The organism is Streptomyces sp. NPDC038200, assembly GCF_055600785.1.
Genome location: NZ_JBVJYH010000002.1, coordinates 531,381 through 545,183 on the forward strand (window position 1 = coordinate 531,381; position 13,803 = coordinate 545,183).

Here is a 13,803-nt window from a genome sequence, read left to right on the forward strand (position 1 = left end):
GACCGTACGTCAGGAGTGACCCGGTCGGGACGTCCGTCCGGCGGCGGGTGAGGGGCCCGGTGGGGACGCCCGGCCGACCGTCGCCAACAGCCGGTCGACCAGGGGATCGTCGTCGTCCCGGCGCCAGGTGACGGCGACCCCGGTGCGCAGGGTTCCGGGTGCGATCCGGCGGAAGGCGACGCCTTGGAGACGGATCCGGCGGATGCTCGCCGGCGCCACCGACACCCCCGGGCCCGCCTCCACGAGGGCGCACACCGTCTGCCACTCCACCGCGTGCTGGGCGACGCGCGGGGTGTGGCCCGCGGCCTCGCGCAGGCCGGTGATCCGGTCGTACAGCCGCGGCCCCGCCGCGCGCGGCAGCAGGACGAACGGCTCGCCGGCCGGCTGGGCCGGCCGCACGGTGCGCCGGGCGGCCAGTGCGTGCGCGGTGGGCAGTACGGCCACGAACGGCTCGCTCAGTACGGTCCGGAACGCCGGCTCCGGGTCCCGGTCCGGAGGCTCGCGCAGCAGACCGATGTCGATCGTCCGCTCGCGCAGGGCGGCGAGCTGCGGCGCCGTGGTCATCTCGGTGATGATGTCCCGTCGCACGTCCGGAAACCCCTGCCGGAACTCGCGCAGCAGGCCCGGCAGGACGGTGAGGGCGAGCGAGGCCGCGAAGCCGATCGACACCGCCCACCGGTCTCCGGCTGGGCGGGTGTGCGCTTCCGGCCAATCTCCGGTCGCCGGGCCGGGATCCGGTGGCACGACGGGTGTCCGCTCTCGGTGACCGGCCGTCCGGCATCCGGGCGGTCGGCACGGCTTGCCACCAGTGCGTGACGTCCCGGCGGCCGTAAGGCGCCCCAGTGCCAGGAGGGCGCGTCAAACCGGAGCGCCGATGATCGGCGAAAGTCCGAAACCGACTGGTCGACAGGGCCGTTGAGTGTTCTGGTGATTAAGCGATGAACGATCGAGGGAAGGTTCCGAGCGTCGCCGACACGTGATCTTCACCGGCCCCCTCCGGAGTCGTCCCGTGTCACCCGTCCGTCCCCCGAGGGGAGGTGCAGTGATGAAGCTTCTTTTCGCCATCCGCAACCGGGTCGCCGCCGCCAAGAGCCTCAAGGCCAACGCCTGGTACCTGTGGTACTGATCCCGCTCCGCCGTGCGCGGACGTGGTGACATCGTTGTCCGGCCGAGCCGCGATGCGGTCCGGCCGGCCAGCGGTGTCCCGCCGTGCCGCGGCCTTCCCCGTGCCCTGTCCCCGTATCGGAGGAGCCATGCCGCCGTCATCCCTCGCGCGTGCGCGCACCACCGTGTTCGCCCCGCGGCTCGCCGCGCTCATCGGCGACCACCTGGGCCAGGACGTCTTCCGGCTCGAACCGGACACCATCGGGGTCGCGGGACACGAGGTCGCCGACCGCATCCTGGCCGCGCGCCGGGCGACCGAGACGGAGCGCCCCACCTTCAAGCCGCTGCACGGCCGTTCCATCACCCGTGCCGAGGCCTCCACGGTCACCCGCACCATCGGCAACGACGTGCGCGACGCACTGACCCGCCCCCTGCCCGACGACGTGGACCTCGCCGGCCCCTGGCCGCTGACCGGTCACCTCTTCCTGCGTGACCTCATCCTCGGCCGGGACCCGTACCGGCTGCGCATGCTGATGAGCCGCAACCTCGAACTCACCCCGAAACTCACCTGGTCGGTGATCGCGGTCGGCGCCGCCCTGCCCGGCTGGCCCCGGCCCGACTCCCGGCTGACCGGTCTCGCGGACCGCGCCGCGCGGACGCGGGGGTACCAGGAACGGCGGTACGCCATGGGCGTGTACCGCAGGGCCGCGGCACCGGTGTGCTTCACCGTCTCCACCCTGGTGGCCAACGCCCTGTGGCTCGGCTCCCCGTTCGACGACGGCGTGTCCCACCGGAACATCGTCCTGGAGTCGCTGCGGCTGTTGCCGCCGTCGTGGAACATCCTGCGCAACGCGTCCCCCGAGTATCCGGCCGTCGACGGCCGGATCGGCGAGCGGGACGACGTGCTGCTGCTGCCGCTGCTGTCCCACCGGGACCCCGCCCTCTGGGACGACCCCGAGACCTTCCGCCCCGAGCGCTGGGACGGCCTCGACCCCGACGCCACCCCGGGCTATCTGCCCTTCGGCCATGTGTCGGAACGCTGCTGGGGCCGGCACATGGTCATGCCGCTGGCCGAGCTGCTGCTGGACCGGATCCGCGGCTCCGGGCTGGTGGTCGACCCCGCCCAGCGGGTCGGCAAGGTGCCGCTGCTCGGACTGCTGGGCGTGGAGGAGGTACGGCTGGTGCGGTCACGCTAGGTGCCGTCCGGCGCACGGTACATGGACATCGACGCCCTCGAACCTAGAAGCTCAACCAGACTTGAGGTCAACCCCGACTCCCGCCGCACCCAGGCAGCCACGTGACCCGCCGGACAGGACCCGGGCGGAAGGTCCTCCGCCCCGCCGAGGTCGCCCGGCGGGGTACCGCCCCGGCGTCCGGTCAGCGGGTGGCGAGGAGTTCGAGCGTGTCGATCACGCGGTTCGAGAAGCCCCACTCGTTGTCGTACCACGCCACCACCTTGACGTGACGGCCGTCGACGCGGGTCAGGGCCGAGTCGAAGATCGACGAGGCGGGATTGCCCGTGATGTCGGACGACACGAGCGGGTCCTCCGAGTACTCGAGGACGCCGGCGAGCGGCCCTTCCGCTGCGGCGCGGTACGCCGCCAGCACCTCGTCGCGCGTCACGTCACGGGCGACGGCCGTGTTCAGTTCGACGATCGAACCCACCGGCACCGGTACGCGGATCGAGTCGCCCGACAGCTTGCCGTCCAGGTTCGGCAGCACCAGGCCGATCGCCTTGGCGGCGCCGGTCGTGGTCGGCACGATGTTGACGCCGGCGGCCCGCGCGCGACGGGGGTCGCGGTGCGGACCGTCCTGGAGGTTCTGCTCCTGCGTGTAGGCGTGCACCGTCGTCATGAACCCGTGCTCGATGCCGGCGAGTTCGTCGAGGACCGCGGCCAGCGGCGCGAGCGCGTTGGTGGTGCAGGAGGCGTTCGAGACGATCGTGTGCACGGCCGGGTCGTAGGCGTCGGTGTTGACTCCGAACGCGAGCGTGACGTCGGCGCCGTCCGACGGCGCACTGACGAGCACCTTCTTCGCGCCCGCGTCGAGGTGGGCGCGGGCGGCCTTGGCCGAGGTGAAACGGCCGGTGGCCTCCAGGACGATGTCGACGCCGAGTTCGGCCCACGGCAGCTGCGCCGGTTCGCGTTCGGCCAGCACCGTGATCCGGTGACCGTCGACCACGAGGGCGTCCCCGTCGACGGTCACCGGACGCCCGAGCCGGCCGGCCGTGCTGTCGTAGGCGAGCAGCCGGGCGAGCGTGGCGGGCTCCGTCAGATCGTTGACGGCGATGATCTCGAGGGCGCTGTCGCGTTCGAGCAGTGCGCGCAGCACATTGCGTCCGATGCGGCCGAATCCGTTGATGGCGATGCGAGTCATGAGTGATGTCCCTTCCTTTCGCCACCAGGCTCGCCCGCGGCTCGCGTCGCCGACAGTGGCGGGATCGCCATGGTTCAAAAGGATCCCGCCAGCCGCGCCGGGCGGGTCACTCGCCCCGGGTGAAGGTGCGCCGGTACTCGCTCGGTGTGGTGCCGAGGATGCGCTGGAAGTGCAGGCGCAGGTTCGCGCCGGTGCCGAGGCCGACGTCGGCGGCGATCTGTTCGACGCTGCGCTCCGACCGTTCGAGCAGTTCCCGGGCCAGGTCGATGCGGGCGCGCATCACCCACTGCATCGGTGTGTAGCCGGTCTCCTCGACGAAACGTCGGGAGAACGTGCGCGGCGAGACCTCGGCCTGCCGCGCCAGTGTGTCGAGGGTGAGGGGTTCGCCGAGCCGGTGCAGCGCCCACTCGCGGGTGGCGGCGAAGCGTTCGCCGAGTGGCTCGGGGACGCTGCGCGGCACGTACTGGGCCTGGCCGCCGCTGCGGTAGGGGGCCGCGACCAGGCGGCGGGCCGCGTGGTTGGACGCGGCCACCCCGAGGTCGCCGCGCAGGATGTGCAGGCACAGGTCGATGCCGGAGGCGGCACCGGCCGAGGTGAGCACGCTGCCCTCGTCGACGAACAGCACGTTCTCGTCGACCTGGACGAGCGGATGCCTGGCCATGAGTTCCCGCGTGTAGTGCCAGTGCGTCGTGGCGCGCTTGCCGTCGAGCAGGCCCGTGGCGGCGAGCGCGAAGGCGCCCGTCGAGATGGCGGCGAGCCGCGCGCCCCGAGCGTGGGCGGCGATCAGTGCGTCGACGACGGCCTGCGGGGGGTCGTCGCGGTCCGGGAACCGGTAGCCGGGGACGAAGACGAGGTCGGCCCAGGCAAGCGCGTCGAGGCCGTGGGCGACGGAGTACGACAGGCCGTCCCCGCCGGTCACGAGGCCCGGTGTCGCCCCGCACACCCGCACCTCGTACGGCATGCTCGCGCGAGTCGTGAACACCTGCGCGGGAATGCCGACGTCGAGCGGCTTCGCACCCTCGAGCACAAGGACGGCGACGCGATGCAGGCGGGAGGCTGGCATGGGAGAGAGGCTACGTGGGACGTGACTTCCCCACGCCCACCGCGCCTACCGGGGGGCGGTTGGACGGTGGTGCGCGACATCCCCGACATCCTGACCTTCGATGACATCCACATCGAGGTGTGCGATGAAGCCGAACTACTTCGCCATGGCGGTGGCCGCCGTCTGCGGCCTCGTCATGACGGGCTCGACGTCGACTGCCTCTGCGTATCAGGGCGGCGCGGTGCCGGGCGGCGGAGCGGACGCGCAGACGGGCGATCTTCCGACGGCGGCAGGTGCGGATCAGCTATAGGGCACGGAGGGGTCCAGCGCTCTCATGGGCCGGCCCGCAGGCAACATCGATGGACAGCGGGCCATTCCGGCCGGCAGCGGTCCGGCCGCACCGACCGTCTTCGCGGACGATGGGCATGCGCAGGCGCATGTCGCCGCCGACGCCGTGGGGGATCCGGCCGCCTTCGTGTGGGGTGGCGCCCAGCAGCACGTCTTCTCCCGCAGGGACAGTGGTGCCATCAAACACCTCTTCCGGAACGCCACGTGGGCCAGGGTGTTGCGATAGGCCCCTCGGCCCTGCCCCCGCGGCCTTCACGTCGCAAGGCGCCGCTCCTCCGCCGGTACCGGCAGCACGATGATCCGCTGGACGGCGCGGCTGAGGACCAGGACGCCCCCGACGATCAGCAGGGCTCCGCACACCTCCGGCACGAGCCACCACCCGGTGCGGATCCGCTCGTCGAAGAGGGTGACGCCGAGGGTCAGGCTGACCACGGCGTCGCCGATGGTCAGCGCGGGCTGTGCCGCGGCAAGGGGACCGGCCTGGAGCGCGTTCTCCAGCAGGAGCACGGAGACGACGCCGGCGAGGGCGAAGCCGTACGTCTGCCAGGACCGGAGGAAGGCCGCGAAGCCGTGGTCGGCGAAGGTGCCGCTGGCCGACTTCAACAGGGCCGCGGTCAGCGCGTTGCCCGTGGCCGAGGCGGCGGCCAGCAGCGCGGCGCGCCGGGCCGGCGGGCGCCCCCTGCCCGCCAGAAGCACCGCCGCGGCCATCGCGCCGGTGCACAGGAGCAGGGCGGGGATCCACCGGACCAGGGGCGCCTGGTCGGTCGCGCCGTGCGGGGCGGCCGCGATGAGCAGGACGGCGAGGCCCGTCACACACCCGCCGACACCCCACCAGCCCCAGTGGGGCAGCCGGCGGTGCATCAGCGGGGCGGCCACGAGCAGGGCGAAGGGCAGCTCCAGGATGAACAGCGGCTGGACCAGCGCGAGCGGACCGTTGACCAGGGCCAGGCTCTGGAACAGCGCGGCGCAGATCACGCCGGCCATGCCGATCATCCAGTAGGGCCGGTGCACCAGCTCCGCGATCAGCCGGAGTCCGCCGCGGTCGCTGGCCGAGGCGGCTTTGCGCTGGAACGCGGTGCCCACGGCGTTGCTCGCGGCTCCCGCGACGGCGAACACCGCGGCCAGTTCGATCACGACCGTCTCCTGCCTGGGGCGGACCTCCCGGAGGGGATGCCGGGCCCTTTCAGCCTACGGAAGGCGGCGCCGTCACGCCGGGTGCGGCCAGGCGCCGAGCCCCGGCGAGGCCGGACCCGCCCCCTCATGAGTGAGAGGCACAGGGCACGGCCTACGCGGCACGCGGCATGGGGCATGGGGCCACGCCGGTGCCGATGTCGCCTGTTCGGCCCCCCGCTCAGCTGGCACGCGTGCCGCCGCCCCGTCGGATGCGGCCCAGCAGGTCCCGGTGATAGGCCGCGAGGCGGCCGGCCGGCACCGGCGCGGGACAGCCGGAGAGGGTGTACCAGGTGTCGCTGCCGGCATGCTGGACGGCGACGCGCACGCTGTGGCCGTCGGGCCGGAGGATGGTCGCGACGGTGAGGTCGCCCGTGATGACGCCGACTTCGTCGGTCATGGCCCCGCCGGGTCCGGCCGTGACCCGGTCGACATAAGTGGTGACGCTGGGAGGGTGGTTCATGGGGCGCAGGCTTCCATCAACGCGGCCGGACTGCCCCGCACCGCGCTGATGTCGTACCGGTGTGTCCCCGTGTCGGGCGTGTGGCCGGGGCCTGCGGGTCCTCAGCCGAACAGCGGGAACCGGTCCGCCGCCGGGCCCAGGGCGGCACGCTCGGCGTCGGTGAGCGCGGCCCGCCCGGTGCCCACGCGCGCGTAGTGCGCATCGCTCCAGTCCGCCGGGGCGGGCCTGCCGAGCAGCCCGTCCAGGGTGGCGCGCACCGCGGCCAGTCCCTCGGGCGAGGGCCCCGGTGCGAGCGGGAGCCCGACGATCAGGTCGAGATGGTGGACGGTCGCCTCCACCGCGAGCGTGGTGATCAGGTCACCGGCCGCCAGCACGTGTCCCTGGGTGGCCACCCGGCACGCGGGGTCGGCCGCCTCCGCCGCGTGCACGGCCGCCGCCAGCGTCTCCAGACACAGCTCCCGCAACTGGCCGAAGTCCAGGAACATGCTGCCGTTCACCCGCGCCCAGCGCCGGCCGTTCGCGGCCCCCGCCGAGTCCGGCCGCCAGTCCCGCCAGTACGTCACCGCGTCCCGGTCGGCGCGCCGGCCGGCCGGCGTGTGCAGGGCCACCAGGCCGCGCTGGGCGTCCTGGAGACAGTGGAAGAGCAGGTCACGGACCGCCCAGCCCGTACACCCCGTCGGCAGCCACGACTCCTCGTCGCCCAGGGCGGCGACGACCGTCGAGGCGGTCCCGTAGGCGGCGCGCAGGGTCCGTGCCGGGCGCGTCGTGTTCTCCGTGGTCATACGTCTCCCTGTCCGTGGCGAACGGTCTGTCGGCGACTGACTCCAGCGCCCCTCATACCCGGCTGGAGGTCGCCGTGTCCGCGGACAGCCGCTGGGCTGTGTAGATCGGGACGACCGACAGCAGGACGAGCACGGCGGCGACGACGTTCACCACCGGAGCCTGCTGCGGCCGGGTCATGTTGCCGAAGATCCAGACGGGGAGGGTCTCGATGCCGGGGCCCGCGGTGAACGTGGTGACCACGATCTCGTCGAAGGACAGGGCGAAGGCGAGCAGCCCGCCCGCCAGCAGCGCGGAGCGCACGAGCGGGAAGGTGACGTCCGCGAAGGCGCGGAAGGTGGTCGCGCCCAGGTCCATGGCCGCCTCCTCGTACGACCGGGCCGTACGGCGCAGCCGGGCCACCATGTTGTTGAAGACCACGACGATGCAGAACGTGGCGTGTCCGACGATCACCGTGAACAGTCCGAGGCCCACGCCGAGCGGCGCCAGGACGGTACCGAAGGCCGAGTTGAGGGCGATGCCCGTGACGATGCCGGGCAGCGCGATCGGCAGCACCACGATGAAGGACACCGTGTCCCGGCCGAAGAAGCGGTGCCGGGCCACGGCGAACGCGATGAGCGTGCCGAGGACCAGCGCGACGGCGGTGGCCCCCAGCCCCGCCTTCACCGAGACCCACAGGGCCTGCCGGGCACCGGAGTTGTGCGCGGCCACGGACCACCAGTGCGCGGTGAGTCCCGGCGGCGGCCAGCTCGCGCTGCGGTCGGGGTTCAGGGAGTTGACGAGGACGAGCAGCAGCGGGACGTAGATCACCGTGAAACCGAGCCCGGCGCCTATGCGCAGGGCGATGCGCGCGGTGCGGCTGAGATGCATGACGCTCTTCTTCTCCAGGCGTGCGGGGCGGGCTACAGGCTGTTCAGGGCGCCCGTACGGCGGATCGCCAGCAGGTACAGGACGATCACGGCCACGGGCACGGTGCCGAGGGCGGCGGCCATGGGCAGGTTGAGTTCGATGTTGGAGTACACGAGGTTGCCGATCAGTTGCGTCTTGCCGCCGACGATCTGGACGGTGATGTAGTCGCCGAGGCTGAGGGAGAACGTGAAGACGGATCCGGCGGCGACGGACGGCAGCACCATCGGCAGCACGACCGAACGAAACGTGCGGCCCGCGCGGGCCCCGAGGTCCGCGGAGGCGTCCAGCAGACCGGCGGGGAGCTGTTCGAGGGCGGTGTGGATCGGCAGGATCATGTACGGCAGCCACAGGTAGGTCAGGGTGAGGACCGTGGCGGGCAGGCCGTAGCCGGGGCCGCTCAGCCCGAACGGCGCGAGCATCCAGTCGGCGAGACCGCCCTGGGACAGGATGAGCCGCCAGGCGTACACCTTGACCAGGTAACTCGCCCACAGCGGGGTGAGGATGGCCACCACGAGCAGTGGGCGCCGTCCGGGCCGGGCCACCCGGGCGGTGTAGAAGGCGACCGGGAAGGCGATCACCGCGCAGAGCACGGTCACCGCGAGGGCGACCCCGACGCTGCGCAGGATCACCTGGCGGAAGACCGGCGTGGTGAACAGCTCGTGGAAGTTGTCCGTCGACCACACCTTCACCACCTGGGAGGTGAAGGAGTTCGTCGTCCAGAAGGCCGAGACGAACAGGACGGCGAGCGAGCCCAGGTAGAGGACGGCGAGCCACAGCAGCGGGGCGGTGAGCAGGAGGGCCAGGCGCAGCCGGGGCCTGCGGTGCAGGGTGCCGGCGAGGCGCCGGACGGCACCCCGGCCGACGGCGGAGGGCACATCGGTCGTCACGGCTCAGCCCTTGATCTCGGTCCAGGCCTGCACCCACTTGGCGTACGGCACGCACGTCACGTCCTGGCGGCCGTCGAGGCACTGCTCGATGGGCGTGTTCCAGAAGGCGATCCGCTTCCAGTAGCTCTCGTCGGCGGCGTGGTAGACGGCGCAGAAGTTCTTGTCGCTGGTCTCGGCGCACGCCTCGGAGTTGGCCGGCGCCTCGCCGAAGTACTCGGCGACCTGGGCGTTGACCTTGGGGGAGACGATCCAGTCCAGCCATTTGTAGGCGCAGTTCGGGTGCTTCGCCCGGGCGGAGACCATCCAGGTGTCGGACCAGCCGGTCGAACCCTCCTTCGGTACCAGCGCCTTGACCTTCGCGCCCTCGGAGGCGGCGAGGTTGGCGATCACCTGCCAGGTCGTGCCGACCACCGAGTCACCGCTCTTGAACGCCGAGACCTCCTTCAGGTAGTCGCTCCAGTACTCGCCGACGTTCGCGTTCTGCTTCTTCAGCAGCGCCACGGCGGCGTCGAACTGCTTCTGGTCCAGTGCGTACGGGTCCTTGATCTTCAACTCGGGCCTGGTGGCCCTGAGGTACAGGGCCGCGTCGGCGATGTAGATCGGCGAGTCGTACGCGGTGACGTGTCCCCTGTACCGGGAGGCGTCGTCGAAGACGGCGGACCAGGAGGTGGGCGCGGGCGTCACCTTGGCGGTGTCGTACATCAGCAGATTGGCGCCCCGGCCGTGCGGGATGCCGTACATCCGGCCCTTGACGGAGTTCCAGGCACCGTTCTTCAGTCCGCTGAAGATGTCCTTGTAGTGGGGGACCAGGTCGGTGTTGACGGGGGCCGCGTCGCCGGAGGCGATCAGGCGCAGGGAGGCGTCGCCGGAGGCGGAGACCGCGTCGTACTCGCCGGTCTTCATCAGCTTGACCATCTCGTCCGAGCTGGCGGCGACCTTGGAGTGGACCTGACAGCCCGTGCGCTTCTCGAAGCCGCTGACCCAGTCGGCCTCGGGGTCGTTGGAGCCGTCCTCGACATAGCCGGCCCAGGCGATGAGGTTGACCTGGCCTTCCGTCCGGCCGAGCCGCGTCGGCGCCTTGAGGTCGGGCGGGTTGAGCCCGGTGGCCGACGAGCCGTCGGAACCGGAGGAGTCGCAGGCGGCGGCGAGCAGCAGCGTGGCGGCGCAGACGGCCGCGGCGCGCAGGGTACGGGTGAGACGCACGGCGTTCTCCAGGGGGAGGGGGACGGGATCAGGAGGGGAGCCGGACGGCGTGCCGGCGGTGCCACCGCAGACGGACCCGGGTGCCGCGGTAGGCGGCGACGTCCGCGGAGGAGGTCTCCAGGTTCTGCTGGAGCGCGGTGAGCCGGCCACCGCCGTCCAGGTCGACCAGGAAGCGGGTGGCGTCGCCCAGGTAGACGACCTCGGCGACGGTGCCGGCGACGGTGGCGTGCTCCGCCTCGTTCGCCTCGGCGGACTCCTTCAGGACACGGATCTTCTCCGGGCGGATGTTGTAGGTGCCGGGCGAGCCGGTGAGCCGGTGGGCCGACTCCCCGTCCAGGAGGTTCGAGGTGCCGACGAAGGAGGCGACGAACGGGGTCGCGGGACGTTCGTAGATCTCCGCGGGGGTGCCGACCTGGGCGATGCGGCCCTGGTCGAAGACGGCGATCCGGTCGCTCATCGTCAGGGCCTCCTCCTGGTCGTGGGTGACGAAGACGAAGGTGATGCCCACCTCCCGCTGGAGGGCCTTGAGTTCGACCTGCATCTGCTCGCGCAGTTTCAGGTCGAGGGCGCCGAGCGGCTCGTCCAGCAGCAGGACGCGGGGCCGGCCGACGAGCGCCCGGGCGAGTGCGACGCGCTGGCGCTGCCCGCCGGAGAGCTGGGCGGGCCGCCGCGGCCCGTAGCCTTCGAGGCGGACCTCGGCGAGCGCCTTGCGGGCGCGGACCAGGCGTTCGGCCTTCGGTACCTTGCGGACCCGCAGCCCGTAGGCGACGTTCTGCTCGACCGTCATGTGCGGGAAGAGGGCGTAGTCCTGGAAGACGGTGTGCACGTCCCGTTCGAACGGGGCGAGGCCGGTGACCTCCTGCCCGGCGAGTTCGATCCGGCCCCGGTCGGGGATCTCGAACCCGGCGACGAGCCGCAGGACCGTCGTCTTCCCGGAACCCGAGGGGCCGAGCATCGAGAAGAACTCGCCGTCCCGGATCTCCAGATCGACCCCGGCCACCGCGGTGGTCTCGCCGAACGACTTCCGCAGACCCTGCAGCCGGATCGCAATTCCCTCCATACGGGAACCTTTCTGGCGCGCTGTACGTTGAACGCAAACATATGAAGTCATAGGTCATAGCTCAAGAGCCCCTTAGGGTAAAGCTTGAGTCAACGCACGAGGTGGTGACCGTGAGGCAGCACGAGATCGACGGAGGCGCCCGCAGGGCCGTCTTCAGCCCGGTGGACAGCCGGGCCCGCGTGGACACGGTCGTCCGCCGCATCGGCGACGCCATAGAGCTGGGCCTGCTCGCCGACGGCGAGCAGCTCCCCGGGGAGAGCGAGCTGGCCGGACAGCTCGGCGTCTCCACGGTCACCCTGCGGGAGGCGCTCATGGCGCTACGGCAGCAGGGCCTGGTCACCACCCGCCGGGGCCGCGGCGGCGGCAGCTTCGTCTCCCTGCCCGAGGTCCCCGCCGACGACCGGCTCCGGTCCCGGCTGCGCGGCTGGAGCACCGAGGAGCTGCGCGACCTCGGCGACCACTGGGCCGCGCTGTCCGGTGCCGCCGCCCGGCTGGCCGCCCAGCGCACCGAACCCGCGGACCTCCAGCCGCTGCGCCGCACGGCGCGGGAGCTGGCGCACGCCGCGGAGGCGGCGGCGCGCGGCCGGCTGTACGGCCGCTTCCACGTCGAACTGTCCGCCGCCGCCCAGTCCGCCCGGCTCACCCGCGAACAGGTCGCGCTCCAGAGCGAAGTGGGCGCCCTGCTCTGTCTTGTTCTGGCCGACGACACATATCGTGAAGAAGTTGCGGACCGTCACCGCTCCGTAATCTCCGCCGTGCAGGATGGGGCGCACGAAACGGCCGGAACGCTGGCCGAGCGGTGCGTCAGGGAGTCGACGGCGCGGCTCGTCGCCGTACGCCTCACCCTCTGAGCGCCGCGTCCGGTTCCCGTCCGCTGGAGGACACCATGGGAGTCAGCCCCGGGCTCGCCACCGTCGCCACGGAGCCGGAGACATGGGTGGCCGCGCAGGTCGGCGGCGCGCTGGAGGCGGTGTTCGAGACGGTCGCCGCCACCCGTGCCGACACCGCGGCCCTGCTGCACCGGGTGGCCGCCGAGGGGCGCCGGCCCGCCAGCCGCGACCTCGCCGCCCTGCGCCCCGCACTGCATCTGCGGCTGCGCCACGAGCAGCTCGTCTCCGGTGTCGGCTTCGTCGCGGCCCCCGGACTGCTGGCCGACGTACCGGCCTGGCTGGAGTGGTGGCAGTCGGGCGCCGACGACGCCGTGCACCCGCTCCTGCTCGATCTCGACCCCCGGCGGTCGGCCTACTCCGACTACACGCACTGGGACTGGTTCGCGCTGCCCCGTGACACCGGGCGCCGGGCCGTGGCCGGGCCGTACGTGGACTACCTCTGCTCCGACGAGTACAGCCTCACGCTGTCCGAACCGGTCCATGTCCAGGGGCGGTTCGCCGGAGTCGCCGCGGCCGACGTGTATCTGCGGCACTTCGAGGCGGCCGTCCTCCCGCTGCTGCGGCGCCTGTCCCGCCCGGCCCGTCTGGTCAACGCCCGCGGCCGGGTCGCCGCCTCCGCCGACCCCGCCCATCTGGCCGGCTCGCTCACCAGGGGGCCGGACTTCGGTGCACTGCTCGGCTCCGCCCGGCCCGGCGCGTACGAGGACCTGCGGCTGGTGCCGTGCCGGGGCGTGCCCCTGGTGCTCGTCCTGGCCTGAGGGCGGCCGTGCCGGCCGCGGGCACACGCCGACCCCGGGCCGTCTGCGAGCCGGCCCGGGGTCGGTGGTGCGGGTACCGCCCAGCCGACGGCACCCGGGAGGGGTGGTCAGACCGCGAGGCGCTCGGCGAGCTCCCGCGCCTTGGCGGCCGCGGCCTCGAAAGCGCGGTCACGGGAGGCCTCGTACAGCGGGACCAGCTCGGCCATCGCCGGGTTCTTCGACGCCATGGTCAGCTCCGGGACGATGAACTCCAGCTCCAGGCCGAGGGCGTCGGCGAGGACGGCCTTGAGGTAGTTCTGCACGTACTCGTAGCCCTCGCGGGGGGTGCCCGGCGCGTAGGAGCCGCCCCGGCTGGCGACGACGGTCACCGGGGTGCCCTTGGCGGACGGGGTCTCGCCACCGGTGCGGCCCATGAGGACCACGTTGTCCAGCCAGGCCTTGAGGGTCGACGGGATCGTGTAGTTGTACATCGGGGCGCCGATCAGGATCGCGTCGGCCTGCTCCACCTCCTCGATGAGCTTGACGCGCTCGGCGAAGAGCGCGGCCTGCTCGGGAGTGTGGACGGCCGCCGGGAGGAAACCGGCGAGGTGCGCATCGGCGGTGATGTGCGGAACGGGCTCGGCCGCCAGGTCGCGGTAGATGACCGTGCCCTGCGGGTGCTCCTCCTCCCAGTGCTTGCGGAAGGCCGCGGTCACGGCGCGGGAAGCCGACGCCTCGGTCGGGAACACGGACGAATCGATGTGCAGCAGGGTGGCCATGGTGTCTCCATACAAGGGCTATGCAGCCGGACGCCGCAGCGGGCTGGCTGACGTT

The 13,803-nt window shown here is 72.3% G+C and carries 16 protein-coding genes; 5 read left to right on the forward strand and 11 right to left on the reverse strand.

The genetic code is table 11. From position 1 onward, the window contains the following. Nucleotides 1-9: 9 nt before the first annotated feature. A complete protein-coding gene (locus ACZ7KF_RS07355; protein WP_471069976.1) occupies nucleotides 10-669 on the reverse strand; it encodes a LysR family substrate-binding domain-containing protein in 660 nt (219 codons plus the stop codon). A 340-nt stretch (nucleotides 670-1,009) separates the two neighbouring features. On the opposite strand from ACZ7KF_RS07355, the gene ACZ7KF_RS07360 reads away from it, so the two are divergent. Further along, nucleotides 1,010-1,126 (forward strand): tryptorubin family RiPP precursor, encoded by a 117-nt coding sequence (locus tag ACZ7KF_RS07360; RefSeq protein ID WP_471069977.1) that lies wholly within the window; start codon nucleotides 1,010-1,012, stop codon nucleotides 1,124-1,126. 127 nt (nucleotides 1,127-1,253) lie between these two features. Next, the gene (locus tag ACZ7KF_RS07365; protein WP_471069978.1) at nucleotides 1,254-2,300 is read left to right on the forward strand and encodes a cytochrome P450; all 1,047 of its coding nucleotides are present in this window, start codon (nucleotides 1,254-1,256) and stop codon (nucleotides 2,298-2,300) included. 181 nt (nucleotides 2,301-2,481) lie between these two features. Here ACZ7KF_RS07365 and gap read toward each other — a convergent pair whose 3' ends face one another. Next, on the reverse strand, nucleotides 2,482-3,480 hold the full coding sequence (gene gap / locus ACZ7KF_RS07370) for a type I glyceraldehyde-3-phosphate dehydrogenase (RefSeq protein ID WP_471069979.1): 999 nt from the start codon (nucleotides 3,478-3,480) through the stop codon (nucleotides 2,482-2,484). Nucleotides 3,481-3,586: 106 nt separating this feature from the next. Continuing rightward, nucleotides 3,587-4,543, reverse strand: a complete 957-nt coding sequence (locus ACZ7KF_RS07375; protein ID WP_471069980.1) for a GlxA family transcriptional regulator — start codon at nucleotides 4,541-4,543, stop codon at nucleotides 3,587-3,589. Nucleotides 4,544-4,667: 124 nt separating this feature from the next. On the opposite strand from ACZ7KF_RS07375, the gene ACZ7KF_RS07380 reads away from it, so the two are divergent. Further along, on the forward strand, nucleotides 4,668-4,832 hold the full coding sequence (locus ACZ7KF_RS07380) for a hypothetical protein (protein ID WP_471069981.1): 165 nt from the start codon (nucleotides 4,668-4,670) through the stop codon (nucleotides 4,830-4,832). Nucleotides 4,833-5,122: 290 nt separating this feature from the next. Here ACZ7KF_RS07380 and ACZ7KF_RS07385 read toward each other — a convergent pair whose 3' ends face one another. The 7 genes from ACZ7KF_RS07385 to ACZ7KF_RS07415 all read right to left on the reverse strand — a co-directional run bounded on the left by ACZ7KF_RS07385 (nucleotide 5,123) and on the right by ACZ7KF_RS07415 (nucleotide 11,342). Next, complete coding sequence (locus tag ACZ7KF_RS07385; protein WP_471069982.1) at nucleotides 5,123-6,004, reverse strand: DMT family transporter; 882 nt, start codon at nucleotides 6,002-6,004, stop codon at nucleotides 5,123-5,125. Between the two features lie 217 nt (nucleotides 6,005-6,221). Continuing rightward, nucleotides 6,222-6,503 carry a hypothetical protein gene (locus tag ACZ7KF_RS07390; protein WP_471069983.1) on the reverse strand — a complete coding sequence of 94 codons (282 nt, stop codon included), beginning with the start codon at nucleotides 6,501-6,503 and terminating at the stop codon, nucleotides 6,222-6,224. 101 nt (nucleotides 6,504-6,604) lie between these two features. Continuing rightward, the gene (locus tag ACZ7KF_RS07395; RefSeq protein ID WP_471069984.1) at nucleotides 6,605-7,285 is read right to left on the reverse strand and encodes a maleylpyruvate isomerase N-terminal domain-containing protein; all 681 of its coding nucleotides are present in this window, start codon (nucleotides 7,283-7,285) and stop codon (nucleotides 6,605-6,607) included. 52 nt (nucleotides 7,286-7,337) lie between these two features. Then, nucleotides 7,338-8,153, reverse strand: coding sequence for an ABC transporter permease (locus tag ACZ7KF_RS07400; RefSeq protein WP_471069985.1), 816 nt, complete (start codon nucleotides 8,151-8,153; stop codon nucleotides 7,338-7,340). Nucleotides 8,154-8,185: 32 nt separating this feature from the next. After that, on the reverse strand, nucleotides 8,186-9,079 hold the full coding sequence (locus ACZ7KF_RS07405) for an ABC transporter permease (RefSeq protein WP_471069986.1): 894 nt from the start codon (nucleotides 9,077-9,079) through the stop codon (nucleotides 8,186-8,188). Between the two features lie 3 nt (nucleotides 9,080-9,082). Then, on the reverse strand, nucleotides 9,083-10,282 hold the full coding sequence (locus ACZ7KF_RS07410; protein ID WP_471069987.1) for an ABC transporter substrate-binding protein: 1,200 nt from the start codon (nucleotides 10,280-10,282) through the stop codon (nucleotides 9,083-9,085). 28 nt (nucleotides 10,283-10,310) lie between these two features. Beyond that, nucleotides 10,311-11,342: an ABC transporter ATP-binding protein gene (locus tag ACZ7KF_RS07415; protein WP_471069988.1), complete on the reverse strand. Its 1,032-nt coding sequence runs from the start codon at nucleotides 11,340-11,342 to the stop codon at nucleotides 10,311-10,313. A gap of 110 nt (nucleotides 11,343-11,452) precedes the next feature. On the opposite strand from ACZ7KF_RS07415, the gene ACZ7KF_RS07420 reads away from it, so the two are divergent. Both ACZ7KF_RS07420 and ACZ7KF_RS07425 read left to right on the forward strand, forming a co-directional pair. After that, nucleotides 11,453-12,193 carry a FadR/GntR family transcriptional regulator gene (locus tag ACZ7KF_RS07420; protein WP_471069989.1) on the forward strand — a complete coding sequence of 247 codons (741 nt, stop codon included), beginning with the start codon at nucleotides 11,453-11,455 and terminating at the stop codon, nucleotides 12,191-12,193. 35 nt (nucleotides 12,194-12,228) lie between these two features. Further along, nucleotides 12,229-12,990, forward strand: coding sequence for a cache domain-containing protein (locus tag ACZ7KF_RS07425; RefSeq protein ID WP_471069990.1), 762 nt, complete (start codon nucleotides 12,229-12,231; stop codon nucleotides 12,988-12,990). A 107-nt stretch (nucleotides 12,991-13,097) separates the two neighbouring features. Here the strand turns inward: ACZ7KF_RS07425 and ACZ7KF_RS07430 are convergent, their stop codons facing one another. Then, nucleotides 13,098-13,748: an FMN-dependent NADH-azoreductase gene (locus ACZ7KF_RS07430; protein WP_225823619.1), complete on the reverse strand. Its 651-nt coding sequence runs from the start codon at nucleotides 13,746-13,748 to the stop codon at nucleotides 13,098-13,100. Nucleotides 13,749-13,803: the final 55 nt, after the last annotated feature.

Bases quoted from the DNA above. Each gene is read 5' to 3' on its own strand.
- ACZ7KF_RS07365 (WP_471069978.1), top strand. From the start codon at position 1,254: ATGCCGCCGTCATCCCTCGCGCGTGCGCGCACCACCGTGTTCGCCCCG.
- gap (WP_471069979.1), bottom strand. From the start codon at position 3,480: ATGACTCGCATCGCCATCAACGGATTCGGCCGCATCGGACGCAATGTG.
- ACZ7KF_RS07375 (WP_471069980.1), bottom strand. From the start codon at position 4,543: ATGCCAGCCTCCCGCCTGCATCGCGTCGCCGTCCTTGTGCTCGAGGGT.
- ACZ7KF_RS07380 (WP_471069981.1), top strand. From the start codon at position 4,668: ATGAAGCCGAACTACTTCGCCATGGCGGTGGCCGCCGTCTGCGGCCTC.
- ACZ7KF_RS07390 (WP_471069983.1), bottom strand. From the start codon at position 6,503: ATGAACCACCCTCCCAGCGTCACCACTTATGTCGACCGGGTCACGGCC.
- ACZ7KF_RS07395 (WP_471069984.1), bottom strand. From the start codon at position 7,285: ATGACCACGGAGAACACGACGCGCCCGGCACGGACCCTGCGCGCCGCC.
- ACZ7KF_RS07400 (WP_471069985.1), bottom strand. From the start codon at position 8,153: ATGCATCTCAGCCGCACCGCGCGCATCGCCCTGCGCATAGGCGCCGGG.
- ACZ7KF_RS07415 (WP_471069988.1), bottom strand. From the start codon at position 11,342: ATGGAGGGAATTGCGATCCGGCTGCAGGGTCTGCGGAAGTCGTTCGGC.
- ACZ7KF_RS07425 (WP_471069990.1), top strand. From the start codon at position 12,229: ATGGGAGTCAGCCCCGGGCTCGCCACCGTCGCCACGGAGCCGGAGACA.
- ACZ7KF_RS07430 (WP_225823619.1), bottom strand. From the start codon at position 13,748: ATGGCCACCCTGCTGCACATCGATTCGTCCGTGTTCCCGACCGAGGCG.